General features: G+C 65.1%; 23 protein-coding genes. 13 read left to right on the top strand and 10 right to left on the bottom strand.

The genetic code is table 11. The annotated features are described in order from the left end of the window. Positions 1-23: 23 nt before the first annotated feature. Positions 24-2390, top strand: coding sequence for a glycosyltransferase family protein (locus BIWAKO_RS16600; RefSeq protein ID WP_069879591.1), 2367 nt, complete (start codon positions 24-26; stop codon positions 2388-2390). Positions 2391-2397: 7 nt separating this feature from the next. Here the strand turns inward: BIWAKO_RS16600 and BIWAKO_RS16595 are convergent, their stop codons facing one another. The 4 genes from BIWAKO_RS16595 to BIWAKO_RS16580 form a co-directional block, all read right to left on the bottom strand. After that, positions 2398-3258, bottom strand: coding sequence for a TIGR01459 family HAD-type hydrolase (locus BIWAKO_RS16595; RefSeq protein WP_069879590.1), 861 nt, complete (start codon positions 3256-3258; stop codon positions 2398-2400). Between the two features lie 5 nt (positions 3259-3263). Next, on the bottom strand, positions 3264-4202 hold the full coding sequence (locus tag BIWAKO_RS16590) for a sugar kinase (RefSeq protein ID WP_069879589.1): 939 nt from the start codon (positions 4200-4202) through the stop codon (positions 3264-3266). Between the two features lie 104 nt (positions 4203-4306). Next, positions 4307-5569 (bottom strand): coiled-coil domain-containing protein, encoded by a 1263-nt coding sequence (locus BIWAKO_RS16585; protein ID WP_069879588.1) that lies wholly within the window; start codon positions 5567-5569, stop codon positions 4307-4309. An 86-nt stretch (positions 5570-5655) separates the two neighbouring features. Further along, complete coding sequence (locus BIWAKO_RS16580; RefSeq protein WP_069879587.1) at positions 5656-6234, bottom strand: DUF1134 domain-containing protein; 579 nt, start codon at positions 6232-6234, stop codon at positions 5656-5658. A gap of 177 nt (positions 6235-6411) precedes the next feature. On the opposite strand from BIWAKO_RS16580, the gene BIWAKO_RS16575 reads away from it, so the two are divergent. Then, positions 6412-6930 carry a YHS domain-containing (seleno)protein gene (locus BIWAKO_RS16575; RefSeq protein ID WP_069879586.1) on the top strand — a complete coding sequence of 173 codons (519 nt, stop codon included), beginning with the start codon at positions 6412-6414 and terminating at the stop codon, positions 6928-6930. Between the two features lie 93 nt (positions 6931-7023). Here the strand turns inward: BIWAKO_RS16575 and BIWAKO_RS16570 are convergent, their stop codons facing one another. Further along, positions 7024-7887 (bottom strand): 3'(2'),5'-bisphosphate nucleotidase CysQ family protein, encoded by an 864-nt coding sequence (locus tag BIWAKO_RS16570; protein ID WP_069879585.1) that lies wholly within the window; start codon positions 7885-7887, stop codon positions 7024-7026. 138 nt (positions 7888-8025) lie between these two features. Here BIWAKO_RS16570 and chpT point away from each other — a divergent pair, with 138 nt between their 5' ends. From chpT to BIWAKO_RS16540, 6 genes are all read left to right on the top strand, one after another. Beyond that, on the top strand, positions 8026-8667 hold the full coding sequence (gene chpT / locus BIWAKO_RS16565) for a histidine phosphotransferase ChpT (protein WP_069879584.1): 642 nt from the start codon (positions 8026-8028) through the stop codon (positions 8665-8667). Positions 8668-8782: 115 nt separating this feature from the next. Beyond that, a complete protein-coding gene (locus BIWAKO_RS16560) occupies positions 8783-11395 on the top strand; it encodes a hybrid sensor histidine kinase/response regulator (protein ID WP_069882554.1) in 2613 nt (870 codons plus the stop codon). Further along, positions 11392-11886, top strand: coding sequence for a chemotaxis protein CheW (locus BIWAKO_RS16555; RefSeq protein ID WP_069879583.1), 495 nt, complete (start codon positions 11392-11394; stop codon positions 11884-11886). Before BIWAKO_RS16560 ends, BIWAKO_RS16555 begins: the two co-directional genes overlap by 4 nt. Positions 11887-11916: 30 nt before the next feature. Beyond that, positions 11917-12282, top strand: a complete 366-nt coding sequence (locus tag BIWAKO_RS16550; RefSeq protein ID WP_043237911.1) for a response regulator — start codon at positions 11917-11919, stop codon at positions 12280-12282. A gap of 100 nt (positions 12283-12382) precedes the next feature. After that, positions 12383-13504 (top strand): chemotaxis-specific protein-glutamate methyltransferase CheB, encoded by a 1122-nt coding sequence (cheB, locus tag BIWAKO_RS16545; protein ID WP_069879582.1) that lies wholly within the window; start codon positions 12383-12385, stop codon positions 13502-13504. Next, entirely contained in the window at positions 13501-14391 is an 891-nt protein-coding gene (locus tag BIWAKO_RS16540) for a CheR family methyltransferase (RefSeq protein WP_069879581.1), read from the top strand. Before cheB ends, BIWAKO_RS16540 begins: the two co-directional genes overlap by 4 nt. Positions 14392-14611: 220 nt before the next feature. Here BIWAKO_RS16540 and ctrA read toward each other — a convergent pair whose 3' ends face one another. Continuing rightward, on the bottom strand, positions 14612-15313 hold the full coding sequence (ctrA, locus tag BIWAKO_RS16535; protein ID WP_069882553.1) for a response regulator transcription factor CtrA: 702 nt from the start codon (positions 15311-15313) through the stop codon (positions 14612-14614). 344 nt (positions 15314-15657) lie between these two features. Between ctrA and fliI the strand changes: the two genes are divergently transcribed. Continuing rightward, complete coding sequence (fliI, locus tag BIWAKO_RS16530) at positions 15658-16998, top strand: flagellar protein export ATPase FliI (RefSeq protein ID WP_069879580.1); 1341 nt, start codon at positions 15658-15660, stop codon at positions 16996-16998. Here the strand turns inward: fliI and BIWAKO_RS16525 are convergent. Next, positions 16985-18190: an MFS transporter gene (locus BIWAKO_RS16525; RefSeq protein WP_069879579.1), complete on the bottom strand. Its 1206-nt coding sequence runs from the start codon at positions 18188-18190 to the stop codon at positions 16985-16987. The two genes, fliI and BIWAKO_RS16525, sit on opposite strands and share 14 nt — an antisense overlap. Before the next feature lie 242 nt (positions 18191-18432). On the opposite strand from BIWAKO_RS16525, the gene fliJ reads away from it, so the two are divergent. Further along, positions 18433-18837, top strand: coding sequence for a flagellar export protein FliJ (gene fliJ, locus BIWAKO_RS16520; RefSeq protein ID WP_043237924.1), 405 nt, complete (start codon positions 18433-18435; stop codon positions 18835-18837). A 63-nt stretch (positions 18838-18900) separates the two neighbouring features. Here the strand turns inward: fliJ and BIWAKO_RS16515 are convergent, their stop codons facing one another. After that, the gene (locus BIWAKO_RS16515; protein WP_069879578.1) at positions 18901-19515 is read right to left on the bottom strand and encodes a GNAT family N-acetyltransferase; all 615 of its coding nucleotides are present in this window, start codon (positions 19513-19515) and stop codon (positions 18901-18903) included. A 180-nt stretch (positions 19516-19695) separates the two neighbouring features. Here BIWAKO_RS16515 and copM point away from each other — a divergent pair, with 180 nt between their 5' ends. Further along, positions 19696-20079 (top strand): CopM family metallochaperone, encoded by a 384-nt coding sequence (gene copM, locus BIWAKO_RS16510; RefSeq protein ID WP_069879577.1) that lies wholly within the window; start codon positions 19696-19698, stop codon positions 20077-20079. A gap of 150 nt (positions 20080-20229) precedes the next feature. Further along, entirely contained in the window at positions 20230-21267 is a 1038-nt protein-coding gene (locus tag BIWAKO_RS16505) for a lysylphosphatidylglycerol synthase transmembrane domain-containing protein (protein ID WP_069879576.1), read from the top strand. A 62-nt stretch (positions 21268-21329) separates the two neighbouring features. Here the strand turns inward: BIWAKO_RS16505 and BIWAKO_RS16500 are convergent, their stop codons facing one another. Next, on the bottom strand, positions 21330-22217 hold the full coding sequence (locus tag BIWAKO_RS16500; protein ID WP_069879575.1) for a DMT family transporter: 888 nt from the start codon (positions 22215-22217) through the stop codon (positions 21330-21332). Positions 22218-22370: 153 nt separating this feature from the next. Between BIWAKO_RS16500 and BIWAKO_RS16495 the strand changes: the two genes are divergently transcribed. Further along, complete coding sequence (locus tag BIWAKO_RS16495) at positions 22371-22925, top strand: helix-turn-helix domain-containing protein (protein WP_244523464.1); 555 nt, start codon at positions 22371-22373, stop codon at positions 22923-22925. Between the two features lie 7 nt (positions 22926-22932). On the opposite strand, the gene flhA is transcribed toward BIWAKO_RS16495, so the two are convergent. Further along, complete coding sequence (gene flhA / locus BIWAKO_RS16490) at positions 22933-25017, bottom strand: flagellar biosynthesis protein FlhA (protein WP_244523649.1); 2085 nt, start codon at positions 25015-25017, stop codon at positions 22933-22935. Between the last annotated feature and the right edge of the window lie 265 nt (positions 25018-25282).

The following is a 25282-nucleotide window of genomic DNA, read 5'->3' as shown; positions in this document are numbered from 1 at the left end:
GCGGCTTCGGGCAGAGCTCACTGATGTCCGAGCCCGGCACCGCCCCCCCTCCGGTTCCCTCGACACGCTGGCCGCTGGCCAGCGTGTTCTGCATCGTATTCTGCGCCTGGCTGGCCCTGTCCTGGCCCTGGCTCTCGGGAATCGTCACCATTCCCTGGGACGCGAAGGCCCATTTTCATCCACAGCTGCAATTCCTGGCGACAGCGCTGAACCGCGGCCTTTCCCCGTTCTGGACGCCCTATGTCTTTGCCGGATCGCCGCAGGTCGCCGACCCGCAATCCCTGATCTTTTCACCCCCCTTCGCGCTGATCGCGATCTTCAATCCGGCGCCGAGCTTTCGCTGGAGCGACGGCGCAGTGCTCGCCACCTTGCTGGCGGGCGCCGTCGCGCTTGTGCTGCTGTTTCGCGATCGCAACTGGCATCCGGCCGGTGCTGTCGTTGCCGCTCTCGCCTTCGCCTTCGGCGCTTCCGCAGCCTGGCGCATCCAGCATATCGGGCAGGTGCTCAGTCTCGGCTATTTCGCCATCACGCTATTGCTGCTGTCGCGTGCGCTTGAACGCAGCTCGCTGATCTACGGCCTGGCGGCGGGCATCGTGGCCGGCCTCATGGTGCTTGGCCGCGATCAGGTTGCGTTGCTCGGCGTCTACGTCCTGGCCGGGCTGGTGATCGCCGCCATTGCCATGGCCGACAGGCCGCTGCGGGCCTTGCGCGCAAGCATCCTCCCGCTCCTCGCCGGGTCGCTCGGCGCCATCCTCGTCGCGACCGTCCCGATCCTGCTCACTGCCTTCCTGGCCCAGGAATCGAACCGTCCCGCAATCGATCTCATCGGTGCCGGAAAGGGTTCGTTGCACCCTGCATCCCTGCTCACCGGGCTGATCGCCAATCTCTATGGCGCGGCAGGGCCGCTCGAGAACTTCTGGGGACCGCCGAGCCCTGCCTGGGAACAGCGGTTCGGACCGCTCGATCTCTATCTCGCCCGCAACATGGGCGAGCTCTATCTCGGCTTCCTGCCGATGCTGCTGATCCTGACCGTCGGACTGGTGCGTGGCGCGCTGCTGCGGCGTGAGATCATCGCGATCACCATCGCAGCGCTGCTGGTGCTGGTCTACGCACTCGGTCGCTACACCCCCGGTTTCCGGCTGATCTTCGAGGCGCTGCCGGGCGTGAGTTTCTATCGGCGGCCGGCCGATGCGCTCTTCATCCTGGGGGCGCTGCTCGCGATCCTCGGCGGCTACCTGACCCATCTCGTCATGACCGACACGGCGCCACCCGCGCGGCTCTGGCAAGTGCTCGTCGAGGCCGCGCTTCTGATCGGCGCCCTTGGGCTCGCCCTCTGGCTCGCCTGGACCGTCGGACGTATCGGTGTCGCGACGATCCCGCTCGTCACGGCGCTCCTCTGCGCCCTCTTGAGCGCGGGCGCGTTGGTTGCGGCACGCGGGCTCGCGCTGAGAGGGGCAACGCTTGCGGCCGCTGCCTTGCTGGCGGCGACGCTGACGGTGGATCTCTCCGTCAACAACGGTCCGAGCGAATCCACCGCCCTGCCCTCGCAGAATTATGACGTCCTGCGCGCCGACAGCACGAACGAGACGATTGCCCTGCTCAAGCGCGAGACGGCCCGCACCGCCGCGCCGGATCGCCGCGACCGCATCGAGCTCGCGGGCATCGATTTCCACTGGCCCAACGCCAGTCTCGTCCATCAACTCGACAATACGCTCGGCTACAATCCCCTCAGGCTCGGTCTCTACAGCAAGGCCACGGGCGCGGGCGACCATGTCGCCTTACCGGACCAACGCACGTTCTCGCCGCTGATGCCGGGTTACCGCTCGCTGCTCGCCGACATGCTCGGCCTGCGTTTCATCGCGACCGGCGTCCCCGTCGAACAGATCGACAAAACCCTGAAGCCCGGCGACCTCGTTCAGATCGCCCGGACGCGTGACGGCTATGTCTACGAGAACCCACGCGCCTTGCCGCGCGTTCTGCTCGTAGAGAAGGCCGAGCGGGCCGATTTCGGCGCGATCCTGGCAAGCGGCCAATGGCCGGCAGGTTTCGACCCGAGAACCACGGTCCTTCTGGAGAGGGCCCCGCCGTCCCTGCCCGCCGGGCCGGCTCAGCCCGGCTCGGTCCGCATCGTCGATTACGGCACCACCGAAGTGGCTCTCGAAGCGGATGCACCGCGCGGCGGCTATGTCGTGCTCAATGATGTCTGGCATCACTGGTGGCAGGTCGAAGTCGACGGCAAGCCAGCTCAGTTGCTTCGCGCCAATGTCCTGTTCCGAGCGGTCGCTGTGCCGCCAGGGCGATCGAAGATCCGCTTCGTCTTCCGTCCCTTCGAGGGGCTCTACGCCGATATCGGAGCCTGGCTGAAGGCGCAGCGGGCGCCTCCCGTCTGAAGCGCGCTCAGGCGAGCGCGGCCATGGCCGCGACAGGCACGGCTGGCTGCCCGGCCAGGACGCGGGTGACGCCGGCCGGGTCGACCTCTCCATCCAGGATCGTCTCTTCGCGATGTATGCCGCCGGCGACGAAGAGGCTGTCGAAACCCATCAGGCGCGCACCAGCGAGATCAGTCCGCACCGCATCGCCGATCACCAGAACCTTGTCGGCTTCGATCTCGCGCCCCCCGCGAGCCTCCCGGGCAGCAGCGAGCGCCAGGTCATAGGCGGGGCGATGTGGCTTGCCGGCCCAGGCGACCGAGCCGCCAAGTTCCTCGTAAATCGTCGCAAGCGCTCCAGCGCAAGGCAGCAGATCTTCGCCGACATGCACGACGAGATCGGGATTGCCGCAGATGAAGGGAAGCTTGCGCGCCGCAAGCCGCGTCAGCAGCGGGCGATAATCCTCGGGCCTCTCGCGCCGATAGTCGTTCAGCTCCGTCGCGACGACGAGTTCCGCATCCGCTTCGTCGACGAGATTGACACCGAGGCCCGCAAACACCGCTTGGTCCGCATGCCAGCCGATATGATAGATTTGCCGCGTCGGGCTCGCTGCGATGAGCGCCTTGGTCACATCGCCGGAGGTCACCAGCCGATCCCAGGCCTCGCGAGGAACACGCTTGTCGTCGAGAACGCCGGCAATCTGCTCCGAGGGACCGGGCGCATTCGAGAGCAGCACGACCGCCCCGCCACGCTGCCGAAACTTGATCAACGCATCGCAAGCGGGTTCGAGGGCCCAGACACCGTCATGCACGACGCCCCAAACATCGCTGATGAGCACGTCATAGCCGGCGAGCAGATCGCCGGCCTGGCTCAGGATCGGAACATTCATCTCAATCAAGCCCTTGCCTCAACGGCCATCCGCGCCTCGACATCGACGCGCCTTGGCAGCGGCGCGACTGCGCCATAACCCAGCGTGGAAATTGCCGCCGCGACATTGGCGTAGGCGGCAGCGACAAAGGGATCGCCCGTGCGCACATATTCGGCGAGGAAGGCGCCGTCATAGCAGTCGCCGGCTCCGGTCGCATCGATCGCGTCGACCTTGATCGGCACGAAGCGCCGGCGCCGCTCCGGCGTCGCAACCAGCGAGCCCTCGTGGCCCAGCGTGAGCGCGACAATCCTTGCGCCAAGGCCGAGATAGAAATCCGCGATCGCATCCGGGTCGCTCAGGCCGGTCAACTGGGTCGCGTCGTCAAAACCTGGCAGGACGATATCGGCCATGGCGCAGGCGGCATGGATGATCGCCCGCGCCCGGGTCAGCGGCCAGAGCTTCAGCCTCAGGTTGGTATCGTAGGCCGTGGTGACGCCGCTCGCACGAGCCACGGCAAAAGCCTCGAACACCGCATCGCAGGCGCTTGCCGAAATCGCCTGGCTGATCCCCGACGCCTGCACCACCTTGGCCGAGCGAACAAGGTCGAGAGGCAGGTCGCGTGGTCCGCAGAGGCTCGCGGCCGAACCCGCACGCAGATACGAGAACACGTGCCCGCTCGGTCCGTGATCGACGAAATAGAGCCCGGTCGGCGCAGTTGGATGGGTCGTGACATGGCTGTCATCGACGTTTTCCCTGGCCCAGAGCTCACGGAATGAGCGGCCTGCGCTGTCATCCCCCAAAGCGCCGACATAGGCGACGCTAGCCCCCTGCCGCGCCGCGGCGATCGCGCAGTTGGAGGTGTCGCCGCCATGTCCGAAGCGGAAGGAGCCGGCCTCGCCGCGGGTCGCATTGAACTCGCCCAGCGGTTCGCCGATGCAGAGAATATCGAGTGTCTTATCCGTCACGGCACCGTCTCAGGCCAGAGCTGTTGGACGCGGCGAAAAGCCTGCGCGCCTTCCTAAAGCATCAGACGTCCAAGGGGGAAACGGTTTTTCCGCGGGGTTACGCGCTATTCCGCCGCTTCCCGGCTCGGCGGCGGCGCCAGCAGCTGATCGGCGATCCGTACGATCTCCTGCCGCAGAGCGGCATTGTCGCTCCGCACAGCCGGATCATCGACGGACTTCGCCTCCCGTCGCAACTGCGACAGTTCCTGCTTGGTGCGCGCAAGCTCGGCTCGCACCTGAGCCAGTGCCCCCTGCAGGGTCTGCGCTTCCGCATGCTCGGTTTCAAACCGGGCATCCCGAGCCCGCAACTCGTTCTGGGCCTGCGCGACCTCGGCGGCGGCCCGCTGCTTTCTGGAGGCGTTCATGGATTTCTCCTGCGCCAATTCCGCTTCGAGTTCCTGCTTCATGCGCGCCTGGTGGTCGCGCTCCTCCTCGACCTTGCGGGCGAGTGCTGCGAGACGACCAGCCTCCGCAGCGACCTCAACCGCGCCGGAATCCGCAGCCGCAAGGCCTGCCTCGGCTTGTATCGCGCGTGCGGCGAGGGCCTCGGCGCGCAGTCTTTCGCTGTCTCGATCGGTCGCCATTGCCTTCAGCGCCGCCGCCGCCTGATCGACCGCGCGCCGGCTCGCTGCCAATTGGGCTGCGAGTTCGCCACGCTCTCCCTCGATCACCATGATGCGCGTGCGGCCCTCGACCTGCGCAACGCGGTAGGCATCACCCTCCTGACGGGATTGCGCGAGTTCAGCCTCACGCTCCGCAAGCAGTGCTTCGGTCCGCTCGAGCGCCGCGCGCAATTCTGCCAGCTCTTCGGTGCGTGCATCGAGATCGGACCCGGTGCCGTGCAACGCAAGCCTGGCCTCGTTCAGGCTGTGCTCCAATGCACCAAGATCATGGATCCGCTGTTGGATCGTACCAGTGGCCAGCGCCACCGCCGCGGTTTCCCTGGCCAGCGCGTCGCGGGTTTCGGAGAGATCGGTGCGCGTGGCCGCCAGATCGCCCTCGAGCCCGCTGATGCGGTCTTCGCGGGCACCGAGCTCCCGCTCGAGCCGCCCGATCGCCATGTCGCGGCGGCCGAGTTCTTCCATCGCCCCAGCCCTTGCAGCAAACCCGCTTTCCGCCCGTTGCTCGAGAGCCCGCGCCTGCATCGCCAGTTCCGCCCGTAGATGATCTCGATCGGCTGCGATCTCCGCCAGCGAGAGCGGGAACGCCGCCTCTGCCCGCTTGCGAGCCAGGCGGTCGGCCCGTCGGGCAAGCGCCGGCAATGCCGCCAGCGCCAGCAGAATGGCTGTCAGGAAGCCGAGCGTGACGAGCATGACGGCTTCGATCAAATCACCGGGCTCCGATCAGGAACGATTCCAAGAGCGAAACCCTGCCATGACAACAGCGCCATGGCCAGCAAAACGAGCCCTCCCGATCAGAACGGGTTCCAGGTCGCCTGCGGCGTGAACTTGAGATAGCCGAGATTGACGCCGAGCCGCCAGCCGACGCCGGTCCGGATCGGCACCAGCGTCACGCCCTCGGCTGCCATTGCAGTGAAGCCGAAGCCCCCGACAAAGTAGACCGAGCCGTCAATGCCGACGAAGCGCTGATAGAGCGCATCGACGACCGGCAGGTTGTAGACCAGCATCATGGTGCGGGCGCCTTCTCCGCCGAAGTCGAAGCCGACGGACGGGCCCTGCCAGAACACTTTGCGATCGCCGGCATTGCGCGTGAACAGCGTGCCCTCGCCGAAGCGGAGGCCGCCGACGAAGGCACCGGACGCCTCCTGACCGAGAACATAGCCATTGGGTTCGCCCCAGCGACGGACCGCCTCCTCGATCGTCAGCGCAAGTCCGCGCGAGACATTGCCAAAGAACTGATGACCGGAGCTGACGAGCTCGGTCTGGGAAAAGGACTTCGGATTCTGGCTCTGCGCCAGGACCGGCAGGCTGCTCAGGCCAAGGGTGGCCGAGACAACCGCACCGGCCAGAAGGGAACGGCGAGTGAGATCCATTGAGGAAACTCCGGGCTAGGCGTCGCATCCCGGCCGGGTGGCCGGATGCGCGGCGGGGCACGGCATCACGCGAATGCGCGACAATTCAGTAACCAGTTTGATACGCCCCAAGAGTATCCAACCCGTGAAGATTGCGCGGAGGTGCTTCCCCGCCGTCACCCAGCAAAGGAATCTGTGATGAAGGCCGTAAAATGGCAGCGCTGGATTTCGATCGCGGTCGGTGTCCTCGCCCTTGCCATCGCGGTCCAGCCGGTGCTGGCCCAGCCGGCGGCGCTGCCCTATGGCCTTCCGGAATTGCCTGCAATTGGCGAGGAAATGCAGCGCGACATCCGTTCCGGGCTGGCATTGCGCGGCTTTGACCCCGTTGCCTACCAGGCAGAAGGCCGCGCGGTTTCCGGTCGCCCGGACTATGAGCTGGTCTATGACGGAGCAGTCTGGCGCTTCAGCACGGCCAGCAATCGCGAAGCCTTTCGCGATTCGCCCGATATCTACGAGCCGGCCTTTGCAGGTTTCGACCCGCTCGCGGTTGCCGATGGGCGCGCGGTCGAGACCGACCCGCGTCGCTTCGCGATCATTGATTCGCGGCTCTTCCTCTTCCGAAGCGAAGAGAACAGGCGCCGCTTTACCCAGGAATCCTCCCTGCGCCAGCTTGCGGAATCCAATTGGCAGCGCGTCAGCCAGCAGATCGCTCGCTAACGCATCGGCCCGAAAAGCGGATTGCGGTTTTCGGACAAGCCGACGCAACCAAGGAAGATTAGGAAACGGGATACGATTGTCCGGTCCTAAGGTCTAACCAACGGTACTCGTCTTGCCGACAGGCGTCAGTTCCTTCGCAAGTGCGATCGCGCGCCCGGCCAATCCCTCGTTGCTGGCCGCCACGAAGGACGGATTGCGATAGTGCCGCTCGGCGCCGCCATAGTGCAGCACATTGCCGTCGAGCTGCCGGACGACGCCGCCCGCCGCGGTCAGAATCGCGTCGCCTGCGGCAATATCCCATTCCATCGTGGTTCCTCCGCGGACATGAAGGTCGGCCTCGCCACTGGCGATCAGGCCGAATTTCACCGCCGAGGACATCGGCATCTGTTCACTCTTGCACATCGCGCTGAGAACGCTGCTGCTGAGTGCGTCTCCGTGAAAGCGGCTGACCAGCACGACCGGACCGGTCGCCGGAGTGGGACGGGCGACGATGCGTTGCGCCGCACCGAGCGTTGAGCCGTCCGGCGCGATGGCCTGCGCAAAAGCATCTTCCCCCGCAAACCAGAGCCGTCCGATCTCCGGCGCGGCAATCGCCCCCGCGATCGGCCGCGTGCCGCTGATGATGGCGATCGCGACACAGTAGCTGCCACCAGCTGCCAGGAATTCGCGCGTGCCATCCAGCGGGTCGAGCAGGATGAAGACGGGGGCAGGCTGAGCGGTTTCGACGCTTTCTTCGCTGATCACGGGGAAATCCGGCAGCAGCCGCGTGAGGGCCGCCTTCGCGGCGTGATCGGCGGCGAGGTCAGCGGAACAGACCGGCGAACCGTCCGCCTTGCTCCGCACGTCCCTTGCAGCGCGCATGGCCAAAAGCACGGCGCCGCTGAGGCGCGCCGCCTCGGCCAGCTTCTCAGCCAGCGCATTGCGGTCGGAAAGGCGCGGATCATCGGGCGCTATCATGCGGATTGGGCGCCCATTCGCTGTTCTGCTGGCCAAAACACAGTTAACCACATGCAAACCAAGATCGCCTCATACCTTATCCTATCGGCGCTTCATTTGCCATGAGCGCCCCGAAACGCTGTTCCCAGGACATCTGCCATGACCGACATCTCGCTCGAGCCGCTCGATCTGGCTGCGCTTCTTTGCAGCCGGGTCTGCCATGACGTGATCAGCCCGGTCGGCGCCATCGTCAACGCGCTCGAGGTTCTGGAGGAAGACGACCCCTCGATGCGAGATTTCGCACTCGAGCTGATCAAGAAGAGCGCGCGCAGCGCGTCCGCCCGCCTACAATTTGCCCGGCTTGCCTTCGGCGCGGCGGGGTCGGCAGGCGCGATGATCGACCTCGGCGATGCCGGCACGGTCGCGAATGGCTTCCTGAACGATGACAAGCTCTCGCTCGACTGGGAGGCCCCGCGCGCGTTGCTGCCGAAGAATCAGGTCAAGCTCGTGCTCAACCTGCTGATCCTCGCGACGCAGGCGGTGCCGCGCGGCGGACGCCTCGTCGCCCGCACCACCCTGGAGGGCGAGCAGGGCAGCTTCCATATCACCGCCACCGGTTCTCATGCCCGCATTCCGGCCCATGTCGAGGAACTACTCGCCGGCCGCTCCGAGACGGGCACGATCGACGCCCACGCCGTGCAGCCGCTTTACGCCGGCATGGTCGCCCGCGCGGCCAACATGAAGGTCGCCTTCTCAATCGACGGCGACACCGTGACGATCACGGCCGACAAGGCGGACTGAGCCATTTCGGCCGAGAGCGCAGGAACATCGCGCTTTCAGTCCTGTCTCAACCGATCATAAACCCTTCCGCTGCATAGATGGGCGCTGCATTGTTGCGTGGGTAATGGTCTTCGGCATGGACGAATTGCTCCAAGAGTTCCTTGGCGAGACTGGCGAGCATCTCGACACCGTCGACAGGGAGCTCGTGCGCTTCGAGCAGGAACCCAATAACCGCGATATTCTGCGCAATATCTTCCGGTTGGTTCATACCGTGAAGGGCACGTGCGGGTTCATTGGCCTGCCGCGCCTCGAAGCCCTGACGCATGCGGCAGAATCCGTGATGGGCCAGTTCCGCGACGGCGCAACCGTGAACGCGATCGCCGTGACCGCGGTTCTCGAAACCATCGACCGCATCAAGGAAATCATGGCGGAGCTGGCCGACAAGGGCCAGGAGCCAGCCGGCAGCGACGAGGTCCTGATCCGCGAATTGCAGGCGCTGGCAGACCAGGCCAAGAAGGAGCTGGCACGGTCCCCCGCGGTCAGCCCATCGGACCCGGTCGCCGCCTACCTGGCCCGGCACGCTCTGTCTGCGACCGATGACGGCCTCGACCTCGTCTTCCAGAGCGCCCCCGGACCGCAGCGCGGACCGGACGGGCGCATCGAAAGCGCGGCGCGCCACGACGCTACCGCCGAAGACGCCTCCCCCCGCGAGAGCCGCTCGGCGGGTCCTGCGAGCCTGCGTGTCAATGTCGACACGATCGAGCATCTGATGACGATGGTCTCGGAGCTCGTGCTGACCCGCAACCAGTTACTCGAGATCTCGCGTCGCCAGGATGACGCCGCACTCAAGGCGCCGCTCCAGCGTCTGTCCCTGATCACCGCCGAACTGCAGGACGGGGTGATGAAGACCCGCATGCAGCCGATCGGCAATGCCTGGTCGAAGCTGCCGCGCATCGTGCGCGACCTCAGCGGCGAACTCGGCAAGCGCATCGAGCTGGTCACCGAAGGTGCCGATACCGAGCTCGATCGGCAGATCCTCGACCTGATCAAGGACCCCTTGATCCATATGGTGCGCAACTGCGCCGATCACGCGATCGAGCCACCGGCCGACCGTGTCGCCGCTGGCAAGCCGGCCCATGGCACCATTCGCCTCGCCGCCTATCACGAGGGCGGGTCGGTCACCATCTCCATCTCGGATGACGGTCGCGGCCTCGACTTCGAGCGCATTCGCCGCAAGGCGCTACAGCAAGGCCTTGCCCATGAGGGCGAGATCGAGCGCATGAGCGAAGCGCAGCTCAGCCGCCTGATCTTTCATCCCGGGTTCTCGACCGCGGAGAATGTCACCGCGATCTCCGGGCGCGGCGTTGGCATGGACGTGGTCAAGTCGAATATCGACGCCATTGGCGGGTTGATCGACATAGCCAGCACCGCGGGTGCCGGCACCTCACTGACCATCAAGATCCCGCTCACGCTCGCCATCGTTGCAGCCCTGATCGTGGCCTGCGGCGAACAGCGCTTCGCCATCCCTCAGATCGTCGTGCGCGAGCTCGTCCGTGTGAAGGCCGGGGCCGATCACCGCGTCGAGCAGATCAACGGCACACCTGTCCTGCGGCTGCGCGGCCGATTGCTACCGATCATCGCACTTGCCGGATTGCTGAACGACGGTCCCGCGGAAGCAGATGACGGGTTCATTGTGGTGACACAGATCGGCGAACGTCAGTTCGGCATTCTGGTCGACACCGTGTTCCACACCGAAGAAATCGTCGTCAAACCGATGTCGACGAAGCTGCGTCACATCCCGATCTTCTCCGGCAACACCATCCTTGGCGATGGCGCGGTCGTGTTGATCGTCGATCCCAATGGCGTCGCCAGCCTCGTCGGAGCGACGACCTCTGCCGATGCCCCCGAGCAGAACGCGGCCAGCGGCCCCTCCCCCGTCGGTGAGCGCACGACCATGCTGGTGTTTCGCACCGGTGCCGACAGCCTGAAAGCCGTACCGCTCTCGCTCGTCACACGGCTGGAAGAGGTCGAGGCAGAGCGGTTCGAGATCAGCGGAGGTCGCGTGCTGCTGAACTATCGCGGCCGTCTGATGCCGATCATCCCCGTCGGCGAGACACAGGTGAAGAGCAAGGGCCTGCAGGCACTCGTCATCATCGCGGAAGGCGAGCTGACCATGGGCCTCGCCGTCGACGCGATCGTCGACATCGTTGACGAGGTTCTCGATGTCGAGTTGCAGGCCATGCTCGACCAGGGCGCCGTTGGGTCGGCGATCATCAGGGGGCGCGCCACCGAGATCCTCGATCTGGCGCACTATTTGCCCAAGGGCGATCCGAACTGGTTGCGGGCCAGCCGCCGCGAAGGCATGTCCAGCAGCGCGCATGTCCTCATGGTCGAGCCTTCCGAATTCCTGCGCGAAATGCTGGCCCCCGTCCTGAAGGCCGCAGGACTTCGCGTCACACTGGCCGCCGATATCGCCAGCGCCCGCCAGCATGTCGCCGCCGGCGGGCTCAACGGCGTGTTGATCGACCTCGACCGCTACACCGAAGCAGCGCTCGGCTTTGCGGCCGAATTGCGTGACGGAGAAGACGGCGATGCGTTCCGGATCCTCGGCATGACGACCCTCGCCACCCCGGAGCTCTATGCGCTCGCAACGCAGGCGCGCATGGACGCCATCGTCGCGAAATTCGACCGCCGCGCCTTGCTCGCCGAGCTGGCAGACAACCGCTCCAGGCTGAGGCAGGCGGCATGAGCTCACAGCAGATCAACGCACGTCCCGCCCCTGACGCAGCGGGTTTCACGGAGTCCCTCGACTACGTCACCGTGACCATTGGCGAGCAGTTGCTCGGGCTGCCGATCGGCCGCGTGCAGGACGTCTTCAATACCAGCCGCATCACTCCGGTGCCGCTGGCCCCGCCCGAAATCATCGGCCTGCTCAACCTGCGCGGGCGGGTGGTGACCGCACTCTGCCTGCGCAAGCGGCTCGGCCGGGAGCCCCTGCTGAGCGGAGCCAAGGAGTTGGTTGCGGTGGGGATCGATCATGGTGGAGAGGCCTACGCCCTGATCGTCGACGCGGTCGGCGAGGTGTTCCGTCTCGATCACTCCACGCTGGAGCCCGTGCCAGTTCATCTCGACCGCGCCTGGGCCTCCCTGGCAGCCGGCGTTCACCGCCTCGAAGACCGCCTTCTCGTCGTACTCGACATCGACGCAGTGCTGAAGATCGACCTGCCTTTGGCTGCCTGAGCTGCGGCGCGCCCATTCTGGAGAATGACCATGAAATATTGCCTCGTCGTCGATGATTCAGCGGTGATCCGCAAGGTCGCGCGCCGCATTCTCGAGGGTCTCCAGTTCCGCATCGCAGAAGCCGAAGACGGCGCCCGGGCGATCGATGCCTGCAAGGGCGAGATGCCGGACGCTGTATTGCTGGATTGGAACATGCCGATCATGGACGGCTATGATTTCCTGCGCACCCTGCGGCAGATGCCAGGCGGCAAACGGCCCAAGGTCGTCTTCTGCACGACCGAGAACGACATTGCCCATATCGCGCGCGCCATGCACGCCGGCGCCGACGAATACATCATGAAGCCGTTCGACAAGGAGATCGTCGCCTCCAAGTTCCATCAGGTCGGCCTGCTGTGACAAGTCGCGCCGCGGCCCGTGCTGTCGCGGCACATATCTCGGCGACCCATTGGTGGCCCGCCCAGCCAGCCCTGCTCTCGACGCACAGGGGTCGTGCCGAATGATGAGCCCTCGCTCATCCAGCCATGGCAGAACAGCCATCCGTCCGAAGACCGTCGTCATCGCCGACGACTCCGTCGTCGTGCGCGGGCTGTTCGCACGCTGGCTCGGCGAGAGCGGCCATTTTCATGTCGTCGCGGTGGCGGGCGACGGTGAGATGGCCGTGGAGCATGCCACGCGCTACCGACCGGATATCATGGTCCTCGACCTCGACATGCCCGGCCTCGACGGTCTTGCAGCGCTGCCCCAGATCGTCAGGGAGAGCCCGAAGACTGCGGTCCTGTTGGCCACCACGCTAACGGAACGCAATGCCCGCCTTGCCCTGCAGGGCATGACCATGGGCGCCATGGACGTGCTGCCCAAGCCCGAAAGTCGCACCGGCATGACGCTGTCGCTGGATTTCCGGAGCGAATTCCTGATCAAGCTCAGCAGCATCGCACAATCCTCGCACGAGGCGTTGCTGCCTTTCAGCGAAATCTCGCCTGAGCCGGGTCTGCCGAGCGGCATCATGGATCTCAGGCCGCTGATCTCGATGATGCCGCGCTACCTCGTCATCGGCGCCTCGACAGGCGGCCCCCGCGCCGTGGCCAAGGTCCTCACCGATATTGGCGATGGCCTCCACGACCTGACGACGCTCGTCGTCCAGCATATGCCTCCGCTCTTTACCGCGTCCTTCGCGGAACAGCTCTCCGGGCAGATCAGTGTCAGGGCACGCGAGCCTTTCGATGGCGAAAGACTGAGCAGGGGCACGGTCTATATCGCGCCGGGAGGACGTCATCTCGGTATCGATCGCAGACTCGGCCATATCGTCGCGAGCATCGGCGACGGGCCGCCGGTACGCTTCTGCAGGCCGGCCGTCGATGTACTCTTCAGCGAAGCTGCCAATCACCTCGGTCCGGCCGCGCTCGGCCTGGTGATGACCGGGATGGGCAGTGACGGCACGGACGGCGCGGGCGCGTTGCGCCGCGCCGGCGCCGCCGTGATCGCACAAGACGAAATGTCGAGCACGATCTGGGGCATGCCAGGCTCCGTCGTGCGCGCCCGCCATGCCAGCACCGTTGTCGCGCTCGACGGCATCGGCCCCGCCATTCGTGCGCTCGTGCGTGGAGGGTCCTCGGCATGACGGAGGCCGATTTCGACTTCCTGCGCACGCTGCTGCATCTGCGCTCGGGTCTCTCCCTCAGTACCGAGAAACGCTACCTCGTCGAGAGCCGGCTCGGCATCCTCTGCCGAAAGCGAAATATCGCGGGGCTCGGTCCGCTTGTGCAGCGCCTCCGGCTCGAGGGCGATCGCGGCCTGGAGCATGCCGTCGTCGAGGCGATGACCACCAACGAGACCCTGTTCTTTCGCGACCGGACCCCATTCGATCTGTTCCGCAATGTGATCCTCCCCGAGAAACTCGCTGCGAATGCTGCCCACCGCTCCTTGCGGATCTGGTGCGCCGCAGTTTCGACGGGACAGGAAGCCTATTCGCTGGCCATGATCCTGGACGAGATGGCGGCGCAGTTGACGGGTTGGAGGATCGAGATCGTCGGGACCGACATCTCCGCCGACGTCCTGGAGCGCGCCCGTGGTGGGCTCTACACTCAGTTCGAGATCCAGCGCGGCCTGCCGATCCAACTCCTGCTGAAGCATTTCCGGCAGGAAGGCGACAAGTGGCGCATCTCCGAGCAAATTCGCGCGATGGTCGAGCTGCGGCAGCACAACCTGCTCGATTCGAGCGGTCATTTCGGCCTCTTCGACGTGATCCTTTGCCGCAACGTGCTGATCTATTTTGACGTTCCGACCAAGGCGCGGGTCATGGCCGCATTGGCCCAGCGGCTCGCCCCGGATGGAGCCTTCCTGCTCGGCGCCGCCGAGACGGTGATTGGGATCACCACCAGCATCGTTCCGGACAAGCAGCATCGCGGCCTCTACCGCGACGGCCGCTCCGCCAAGGCACAGTCGCCCGGTCTCGGCTATCCCTTCGACCGGCCGCGCCCGCTGCCCACGGCCGGCTCCCGCCTCTGATCATCGGACTGGATATCGTATCCGGTCGACGATCGAACCTTCTATGCTTGCATCAGCTCGCCCGAAAACCGCAATCCACTTTCGTGGCCGATGCTTTGGGCCGCCGTTGCCATAAACAAAAACCCCGCCTCTCGGCGGGGTCCCGTCAACCTGTCGTGTACATCCGACGATCAGGCTGTATCTCTTGTCGCATCCGATCGTGACGACCGGATGACACCGATCACGCCGGAATGCGTTCCTCGACATCGTTCGGCTCGCGCAGCACATAGCCGCGCCCCCAAACGGTTTCGATGTAGTTCTTTCCGTCCGACGCATTGGCGAGCTTCTTGCGGAGCTTGCAGATGAAGACGTCGATGATCTTGAGTTCCGGCTCGTCCATGCCGCCATAGAGATGGTTCAGGAACATCTCCTTGGTCAGCGTCGTGCCCTTGCGGAGCGAAAGCAGCTCCAGCATCTGGTATTCCTTGCCGGTCAGGTGCACGCGGGCGGCATCGACCTCGACGGTCTTGGTGTCGAGATTGACGACGAGATCGCCCGTGGTGATGACCGACTGCGCATGCCCCTTCGAGCGGCGCACGATGGCGTGGATGCGCGCGACGAGCTCGTCCTTGTGGAAGGGCTTGGTGAGATAGTCGTCGGCGCCGAAGCCGAGGCCCTTCACCTTGTCCTCGATGCCGGCAAGACCGGAGAGGATCAGGATCGGCGTCTTCACCTTCGCGACGCGAAGGGAGCGCAGCACCTCATAGCCCGACATGTCCGGCAGGTTCAGGTCGAGGAGGATGATGTCGTAATCGTAGAGCTTGCCGAGATCGACACCCTCTTCGCCCAGATCGGTCGTATAGACGTTGAAGCTCTCTGATTTGAGCATCAGCTCAATGCTCTGGGCGGTTGCGCTATCGTCCTCGATCAGCAGAACCCGCATGTCACGTCCCCAATTTCGCCCCGAGGCAAGCTCGACCACATTCTCATCCGAACCCTCATGGCTCTGGACGACCAGGCGCTTGCCCGATGAAACGCCACGCGACACGCTACTGGGAAAATGGTTAACAAACCGTGATTCCCGAGCGCAAGCGCTTCCAGGGAGAAAGTGAACGATCCTTGTCGAGGTGAGTCGAAATTGACACGGATCGGGAGACCTTCGCCCGCGAAATCGCCTTTCGCGGAGGACTGTTCCGAGGAACAGGGGCAAAAAGCCCCTGCGACACGACACAGCCTCGATGCACAGTGTTAATCACAGAGGTAAATGAAAGATTGACGGGACGGGGAATGAGCGGCGCAAAGCACGGCACAGACAGGTTATCCGACCTCGCCGCCACAATCGGCAACCTCGATGCGGTAACGACATTCGGCCGGGTGACGGGCGTGCGTGGCCTGATGGTCGAGGTCTCCGGACCGATCGGCGCCATGAGCCTTGGCGGGCGCATTGAGATCGAGATCGCGCCGGGAACGCGTGTCCCCTGCGAAGTGATCGGCTTTTCCGGCGAAAAGGCGCTGGTGATGCCCTATGGCGGCCTCGACGGAGTCCGCCGCGGCTGCCCCGCCTATGTGGACAAGGCGGCTCCGGGCATCCGGCCGACCAATGCCTGGCTCGGCCGAGTTGTCGATGCGCTCGGAAGACCTGTGGATGGCGGCCCGCCCCTGCCTCAGGGAGAACATCTCAGCGCCTTCCGCGCCGACCCGCCGCCCGCGCATGCTCGCCGCCGCGTCGGCTCCCCGCTCGATCTCGGCGTCCGCGCCCTCAACGCCTTCCTGACCTGCTGCCTTGGCCAGCGCATGGGTATCTTCGCCGGCTCGGGCGTCGGCAAATCGGTTCTTCTCTCCATGCTGGCCCGCTACGCACGCGCCGATGTCAACATCATTGGGCTCGTCGGCGAGCGCGGCCGCGAGGTCCAGGAGTTCCTGCAGGACGACCTCGGTCCGGAGGGTCTGGCGCGCTCGGTCGTGGTGGTCGCCACCTCCGACGAGCCGGCGCTGATGCGCAAGCAGGCCGCTCTCACCACCCTCACCTTGGCCGAATACTTCCGCGACCAGGGCGCGCAGGTGATGTGCCTGATGGACTCGGTCACGCGCTTTGCCATGGCGATGCGCGAAATCGGCCTTGCCGCCGGGGAGCCGCCAACGACCAAGGGTTATACGCCGACCGTCTTCGCCGAGTTGCCGCGCCTGCTCGAACGCGCCGGCCCCGGGATCGGAGAAGGTGCCATCACCGGACTGTTCACCGTGCTGGTCGACGGCGGTGACCATGATGAACCCGTCGCCGACGCAGTGCGCGGCATTCTCGACGGCCATATCGTCATGGAACGCTCGATTGCCGAACGTGGGCGCTACCCGGCAATCAACGTGCTGAAATCCGTGTCACGCACCATGCCGCGCTCCTGCGACCCGTCCTACTACCCTGTCGTCCAGAAGGCTCGCGCGACGCTCGCGACCTATTCCGACATGGAGGAACTGATCCGGCTTGGCGCCTATCGCCAGGGCGCATCGGCTGAGGTCGACGAGGCCATCCGCCTCAACCCACAGCTCGAAGCCTTCCTGAAACAGGCCAAGGACGAGGCGACGTCACTGGGGGAAGGCTACGCCAGGCTCGCAGCCATCATGGCGAGCTGACGCGGCGCACCAGGATCAGCATCGCCACCAGCGCACCGGTCTGGATCGCCGCCGAGATCATCAGCGTCGCGCTGCTGCCAAAGCGCTCGATCATCACGGCAAAGAGCAGCGGCGCGGCTGCGAAAGTCAGGTTCTGCGGAACCGTCAGCCGCCCGAGCATGGTCGCAAAGCCGCGCCGACCGAACAGCGAGAGCGGCAAGGTGGCGCGTGCCACGGCAATGACGCCCATGGCAGCGTTGAAGGCGGCGACGAAGCCGATGGCCGAAAGCGCGGTTCCTGACGCCAGCGCCATGTAGAGGCAGGAGAGCGGCCCGAGCACGAGGCCGACCAAGGCCACACGCTCGACAGCGAAGCGTTCCCCGGCCAGGACGTCGACCAGGCGCGCCACAAGCGTTGCAAGCCCGCCCAGCGAAGCGATCGTGACCGCCGTGGCGCTGGTCAGTCCCGAATTCTCCAGCAGGCCAATGAGGTGGAGCGGCAGCCCCCAGGAGACCAATCCGCTTGCCGAGAAGGCGAAAGCCAGCAGCCAGAAGATCGGGCGACGCTCTTGCGCAGGCACCCTGCCCTCATCGGCAGGCAGAGCCGCCGCTGCCGGGCCGGCAGCGGGTGCGTGAGGCGTTGTCACCGGGATGGCGAGATGGATCGGCAGCACGATCACGATCTGGATCGCCGCAAAGATCAACAGGGCCGCGCGCCAGCCATAGGCAGCGCAAAGGGCTGCGGATAAGGGCCAGAACACGCTCGAGGCAAGCCCGGTGACCAGCATCATCACGCCGATGACCCGACGCGTTCGCTCTCCCATCAGTTGCGCGACCGTGACATTGCCGACATTGGCGAGCGTCAGCGAGTGGCCGATACCGATGACGAACCAGGTTGCCAGGTAGCTGATCGGCCCCTGTGCCGCCGCGAGCAAGGCCAGGCCCAGTGCGCAGATCACGGCCCCGGCACACATGGCACGCCGCGTTCCGCGACGATCGAGATGTCGCCCGACCATCGGCGCGACCACCGCACCGGTCACGAGCAGGATGGTGATGCCTCCGAAGACGACCTCCCCGCTCATCCCGAGATCTCGGTCGAGATAGGCGGCCAGAACCGACGGCGCGTAATAGGTCGATCCCCAGCCGATAATGCGGGTGAGAGCAAGGCCGCAGAGCAGCGGCCAGTGCTCCGGAAGGCGTGATGAGGCGAGCAACGGAAAGCGATCCGGGAGGGAAAGATGGGCGAACGCCCTAGTAACCGGTGTAGACATTATAGGGGACACACACGGCACGGCAGCAGCGGCGACGCGGGCTCAATATGCGTCGAAAGCGGGCGGCCTCGGTAAGAAACGGTCAACCTCCTTGCGCCATTGTACTTTTCGTCTCGCGGATCAAGTTCCGGCGGCGAACCGAGGGGTCGGGGAGCCGCCATGCGTAACCAGGAGTTGGACACGACATGAAGTCGCGAGAGACCCTCTTGCGTCTCAAACGCTTCCAGGTGGACGAAAAGCGTCGCCGGGTAAGCCAGATTGAGATGATGATTGCGGATTTCCATCGCATGGCGACCGATCTGGATCGTGAGATCCAGAGCGAGGAGACACGGGCCGGTATCTCCGACCCTGCTCATTTCGCCTACCCGACCTATGCCAAGGCGGCACTCGGACGCCGCGACAACCTGCGGCAGTCGGCGGATAATCTGAAGGGCCAGCTCGACGAGGCCAAGGCCGAGCTTCAGGAAGCCTTCGAGGACATGAAGAAGGTCGAGATTCTCGACGATCGCGAGCGCGCTTCCGAGCGGGCCGCGGAAGCAGCGCGCGACCAGTCGATGATGGATTCGATCGGGCTGCGCTCGCGCGCCTGACCGTTTGGCTTCAGGGATCTTGCACGAAAAAGGGCGGGAGGCCGCTAGCCTCCCGCCCTTTTCTCATTCGATCACCGGATGATGCCGCACGGAGTCGCGCGGCATATGCCCCGCCAGCCGCGGATCATCGTCGACCTCGACGCTGCGCTTGAAGACCGTGAACCCCGAGCGCTGATAGAATTCCGGCGCGCTCTGATGATCGAGCGTGCAGGTGTGTACCCAGAAGCGCGAAATCGGCTGGGCCCAGGCCCGTTCCAGCGCCCGATTCATCAGCCAGCGGCCGGCTCCGCGGCCGAGCACGGTTTCGTCCAGCCCGAAAAAGCTGAGCTCTCCCTCTCCCGCCACGCGGAAATCAAGCTCCAGCAATCCAACGTCGCGGCCATCGGCCCGAACGGCGAAGAACTCGACGGCTGGATCCGCCAGGATCGCCTCGATCTCGGCCACGGGCTTGACCAGCCGGCTGAACCACATCCAGCGCTCACCGAGCACACGGTAGATCGCGAGATAGCGAGCGACATCATCTCTCCCGATCGGCTCGAGGGAGAAGCCCGAAAGGCCAGGCGGATCGGCCCGCTTGGCCGGTGGCGCAAACATCTCGAGAGATGTGACGATCGCCGCGATCTTGCCGGGCGGAAGGTCGGTGATGCCGGTCAGGCTGATGGAAATGCTGTCGCTCATGGTCCTGTCTGCGGTACGTTAGCCGTGTGACCGACGCTCGAAGCCTGCGCCCTCGAGGCTGCCGGATATCGCCGCGATCATGACATGATCCGGGGTGAAGGATCAGTTCGTACGGTGCATGCCCCATTCCCGCCAGGAGAAGCTGTGGCGCGCCGCGTCAAACGAATGAGGATTCTTTCGATGACCAGACGTATAAAGCTGAAGCTTGCCGCCGCTCTCTTCGGCATCGCGGCGCTGGGCGGTGTCGCCGTTGCGCAGCAGCACCAGGGTCATGGTGCAATGCAGGGCTCGGCGACCGGGGCTGCGGACACGCCGGCGACGGCCGCCTACAAGGCGGCCAATGACAAGATGCACAAGGACATGGCGACCTCCTTCACCGGCGACGCCGATGCCGATTTCGTGCGTGGCATGATTCCGCATCATCAGGGCGCCATCGACATGGCCAAGGTCGTGCTTGCTCATGGCAAGGATCCGGAAATCAGGAAGCTGGCCACTGAGGTCATCTCCGCCCAGGAGAAGGAGATCGCCTTCATGCAGGACTGGCTGAAGAAAAACGGAAAATAGGCCGTCCGTGCAGCCTGGCACGGGCAACGCCGCTTGCCCTCGCCCTCCCTCGCTGGCACACAGGCAAAGGTTCGCTCCGGCCGGCTTCCCAGGCCTTCCCCTGCGCGCCGCGACACCGCCTTCGACGCCTCCTCGCAGCCTGCCGGTTTCATGAAACGCTATCTCGACTATCTCTGGCCGCTCATCGGTCTCGTCGCGGTCGTCTGGTCGGTCGAGTTGCTCTGGGACAAGCTCAAGGCCGAGGCCGGCACGGATGCCGCCGTCCAGGCATTGCTGGAGCAGGGAACCCTCTGGCAGAACATCAAGATCATTGCGGCCGGCATCGGCCAGAAGATCGCCTTGATCTCGCCGGACGCCTTCCTGCACGCAGCCCTCGCAACGCTCGTCGCCTACGCTGCGCTGGCCTGGTATGACCGCATTGCCTTGATCCATCTCGGCAAGGAAAAGGGCATCTCCTGGCCCTATATCGCCCTCTGTTCCTTCGTAACTTATGCGCTCTCGCACAATATCGGCGCCTCGGTCTTCTCGGGCGGCATGGTCCGGTTCCGCGCCTATACCGCGAAGGGCCTGACAACGGCCGATGTCGCAGTTCTGGTGGCGCTCTGCTCCTTCACCTTCGCCTTCGGAACCATTCTGCTGCTTGGGCTCGTCCTGATCGGGGAGCCTCAGATCCTGCGCCCGCTCGGCCGGCTCTCGCATTGGTTCACCCTCGGCGATACGACTGCCCGGCTGATCGGCTTCGGGCTGCTCGCCTTCGTCGGGCTTTACACGGTCGGCTCCTGGCTGAAGTTCAGGCCGCTCAAGATCGGCAAGTTCGAGTTGATCTATCCCCGGCTGCCGGTCGTTGCGCGGCAATATCTCGCTGCGCCTCTGGAGCTGATGGGTGCCGCCGGCATCATCTATTTCGCGCTGCCCGATCAGGGAAACCCCGGCTTCTTCATCGTGCTCGGCGCTTTCCTCCTCTCCTTCTCGGCCGGGCTGCTCAGCCAGGTGCCGGGCGGGGTCGGCGTGATGGAAGCGGTTTTCCTCGCGGTGATGCCAGGCGTGCCGGCGCCGGCCGTCTTTGCGGCCCTGCTGATCTGGCGACTGTTCTACCTGATCCTGCCGCTGGTGATTTCGCTGCCGATCGTGCTGGCTTTCGAGCGCGGTCAGCTCAGGAAGAACACCCGCATCGCGCCCCCGCCCTGACAAGCATGGTGCCGAAAGGTGGGAACCGGCCTTCGGGCAGCAGCATCGGCTAGAACTCAGCCTCAGCGCCTCAGCGCGATCGCGGCCGCGCCGAACATCAGCACCGCGCCGATTGCCTCCGACAGGCCGAAGGGCTCGTTCAGCACGACAACTCCAGCCGTGACCGCAATGGCAGGGCTGACGAAGGCATAGAGCCCGGCATGGAAGGCGCCCCAGTCGCGCAGCAGCCGCATGTAGATGGTGAAGCCGATGAGCGAGCCGCCAATCACCAGGACGGCAACGGCCGGCCAGACCGGCCACTCTCCGAGCGCGCGAATGTCAGCCAGTGTGACGGGCTCGACAGCGAACGACACAGCAGCAAGGCCGAGCGCACCAATGACCGTCTGCCAGCCGGCCAGTGTCAGCGTCGGCATCGTGCCGGCGATCCGCCGCGTCAGAACGGCGCCGAAACAGTAGAGCAGCGTGCCGAAGGCCACGGCCGCCAGCCCCCAGATCTCCATCGGATCGCCATGTGCCGCGCTCCAGCCGCTGGAGGCGCGCGTCGCGAACAGAAAGCACAGCCCGGTGAGCCCGAGCACGATGGCCGCAATACGTTGGCCGGTGATCCGCTGTCCCTCGATCAGGCGGCTCGCGATCAGTGTATAGATCGGGATTGTCGCAAGATTGACGATGGCGGCGAGCCCTGATGGGGCATGCGCAGTCCCCCAGAACAGGAAAGTGTAGTTGCCGGTATTCACCAGGAGCGCGGTGATCAGCAGGCGGCGCCGCGCCGCGGGGGGAACGGCGAGAACGTCGCGCCCGGCCCAGAGCAGCATCAGGACGCCGGCGATCGAGAACCGTGCCGCTGCAAGGAAGATCGGCGGAACATGAGCGGAGCCGATCTTGACCGGCAGGAAGGTCAGCCCCCAGACCAGGCACATCAGGGCAAAATAGAAGGCGTTACGCGACATGCCACGGTCCTTAGCGATGCGGAAACGGCAGGGCCAAGGCCGGATTGGCGACGGCTGCATGCGCACGACGCAGGCGTGCGTCCTGCACTTGCGCGCCGTCTGTCATGGGTTGCACTCTGATCGATCTACTATAGAAGAATCAACGCTATGATAATGGACGATTTGACGTCAAGGCTTGCCGAACGCATGCGGATCGAGCGGGAAAGCCGCGGCTGGAGCCTGAGCGATCTCGCCGACAAATCCGGGGTGTCCCGCGCGATGATCAGCAAGATCGAGCGGGGAGAGGCGAGCCCAACCGCTGTCCTCCTCGGTCGGCTTTCCGGCGCCTTCGGGTTGACCTTGTCGAACCTCCTGGCGCGAGCCGAGACGCCGAGCGAGTTTCTCCGACGCTGCGCGGATCAACCATTCTGGCGCGATCCCGAAACCGGCTTCACCCGGCGCGCCATTTCGCCGGCGGGCGAAGCGGGCATCGAACTGGTCGATGCCGAGCTGCCGCCCGGCGCACGCATCTCGTATCCCGCAAGCTCCTACGCGTTCATCAGGCAGCAGATCTGGGTGCAGTCCGGCACGCTCGACTTTCGCGAAGGCGATATGATGAAGCGACTGCAGGCCGGCGACTGCCTTGAACTGGGGGCGCCCAGCGATTGCAGCTTCAGCAATCCCGGACCGGAACCGGTGCGCTATCTCGTTGTCGTCGTGCGCCGCTGAGGGCGGCTCAGACGCTTCCGACCGTCTTCAGACGGACGCGGGGATGGATTTCCCCCTGCGACAGCACGGGCGTCTCGCGGCGGAAGCGCTCGATGATCTGGCGCACGAACGGTCGCGCCATACCGGAGGTGACCAGCGCCGGCATCTCGCCGATACGCGCCGCGTCCTCGAACTTGTCGCGGACCTGATGCACGAATTCCTGCAGGCGCGAGGGCTGCATGGCCAGATGCCGGTCCTCGCCCTGGCCGACGATCGACTCGGCAAAGATGCTCTCCCAGGCCGGCGAGAGCGTGATGATCGGCAAATGCCCCTGTTGGTTCGAGAACTGGGCACAGATCTGCCGGGCCAGCCGCACGCGGACATGTTCGGCGATGTCGCGCGGGTTCTTGATGCCGCCGGCGACTTCGGCGATGCCTTCGACGACGGTGGCGAGATCGCGGATCGAGATGCGCTCCGCGAGCAGCAGTTGCAGTACGCGCTGGATGCCAGTGGTCGAGATCTGGCTCGGCACGATCTCCTTGACGAGGTCGGCATGGTCCTTGGGCAATTCGCGCAGCAGTTTCTGCACTTCGCCATGCGAGAGCAGCTCCGGCATATGCGACTTCAGCACTTCGGTCAGATGCGTCGAGATCACCGTGGCGGCATCGACCACGGTGAAGCCGCGCAGTTGCGCCTCATCCTGCAGTGACGCGTCGATCCAGGTGGCAGGCAGGCCGAAGGTCGGCTCCAGCACATTATGGCCGGGCAGGTTCACGCTGCCGCCCATCGGGTCCATGGCCATGAACTGGCCGGCATAGACGATGCCGTGCCCCGCATCGATCTCCTTGATCTTGATGTAGTAATGGTTCGCCTCGAGCTGGACATTGTCGACGATGCGCACGGCCGGCATCACGAAGCCGAGCTCTGCAGCAAGCTGGCGGCGCAGTGCCCTGACCTGATCGGTCAACCGATCCTGCCCGCCCGCCGCATTGACCAGCGGCAGCAGCCCGTAGCCGATCTCGATCTTGAGTTCGTCGAGCTTGAGCAGATCGTTGAGCGTCTCCTCCTTCGGCGTGCCGTCGGCGGCAAGCGGCGATGCCGCCTGTGCAGCCTGCGCCACCTCGACCTCCTTGGCCTTGGCGATCTGGCCGAAATGGCGCGCGAGCCAGGCCGAACCGCCGGCGAGCAGCAGGAAAGGCAGCATCGGGATACCGGGCAGGACCGCGATCAGCAGCATCACTGCCGCCGACATGCCGAGCGCCTTCGGGTAGCCTGAGAGCTGCCTGCCGAGTGCCTTGTCGGCCGCGCCGCGCACACCGGACTTGGAGACCAGCAGGCCCGCCGCCGTCGAGACGATCAGCGCCGGAATCTGGCTGACGAGACCGTCGCCGACGGTGAGCTGCGTGTAAGCGCGCGCCGCATCGCCAAAGCTCATGCCTTGCTGCGCAACGCCGATGATGATGCCGCCGAGGACGTTGATGAAGGTGATGAGCAGGCCAGCAATGGCGTCGCCGCGCACGAACTTCGAGGCGCCATCCATCGAGCCGAAGAAATTGGCCTCGTCCTCCAGCGCCTTGCGGCGCTCCTTGGCGACGTCCTGATCGATCAAGCCGGCCGAGAGATCGGCGTCGATCGCCATCTGCTTGCCGGGCATCGCATCCAGGGCAAACCGCGCCGCAACTTCGGCGATGCGGCCCGAACCTTTGGTGATGACTACGAAATTGACGATGATCAGGATGGTGAAGACGATCACCCCGATCACGAAATTGCCGCTCATCACGAAGTTGCCGAAGGCCTCGATGACATGGCCGGCAGCGGCACTGCCTTCATGGCCGTGAGCGAGGATCAGGCGCGTCGAAGCGAGATTCAGCGCCAGCCGCAGCATCGTGACGATCAGCAGGACGGTGGGAAAGGCTGAGAACTCCAGAGGCTCCTCGATGAAGAGCGCCGTCATCAGCACCAGTACGGACAGGATGATCGACAAGGCCAGGAGCATGTCGAGCAGCAACGCCGGCAGTGGGAAGATGAGCACCACGAGGATGCCCATGACGCCGATGGCAAGAAACAGGTCGGGCCGGTTGAGGAAATTCCCCATGGCACCGCCACTGGGCATCTTGAAGCCGCCACCGGCGCCCGCCGTCATGTCCGTCATCGACCAGTCCACTCCCCGTCGCGACGCGGCCGTCAGGCAACCGTGCCCCTCCAGCTTCCGCGACGATACCCGGCAATTCTTGCCGGGTTCTTGGTGAACGAATGGTTAAGCCGGCCAGAAAATGGGGCCGTGGAACCCCTTCCTGAATGGATCGTTATTGAACTGCCGCCTTCAGGCCCCATTCGGCAGAACAACTCGCGGGCGGGGTCGACATACTGCCTTCTCT

Source organism: Bosea sp. BIWAKO-01, from assembly GCF_001748145.1.
Classification (GTDB): domain Bacteria; phylum Pseudomonadota; class Alphaproteobacteria; order Rhizobiales; family Beijerinckiaceae; genus Allobosea.
This window is presented reverse-complemented; position numbering and strand designations above follow the sequence as displayed.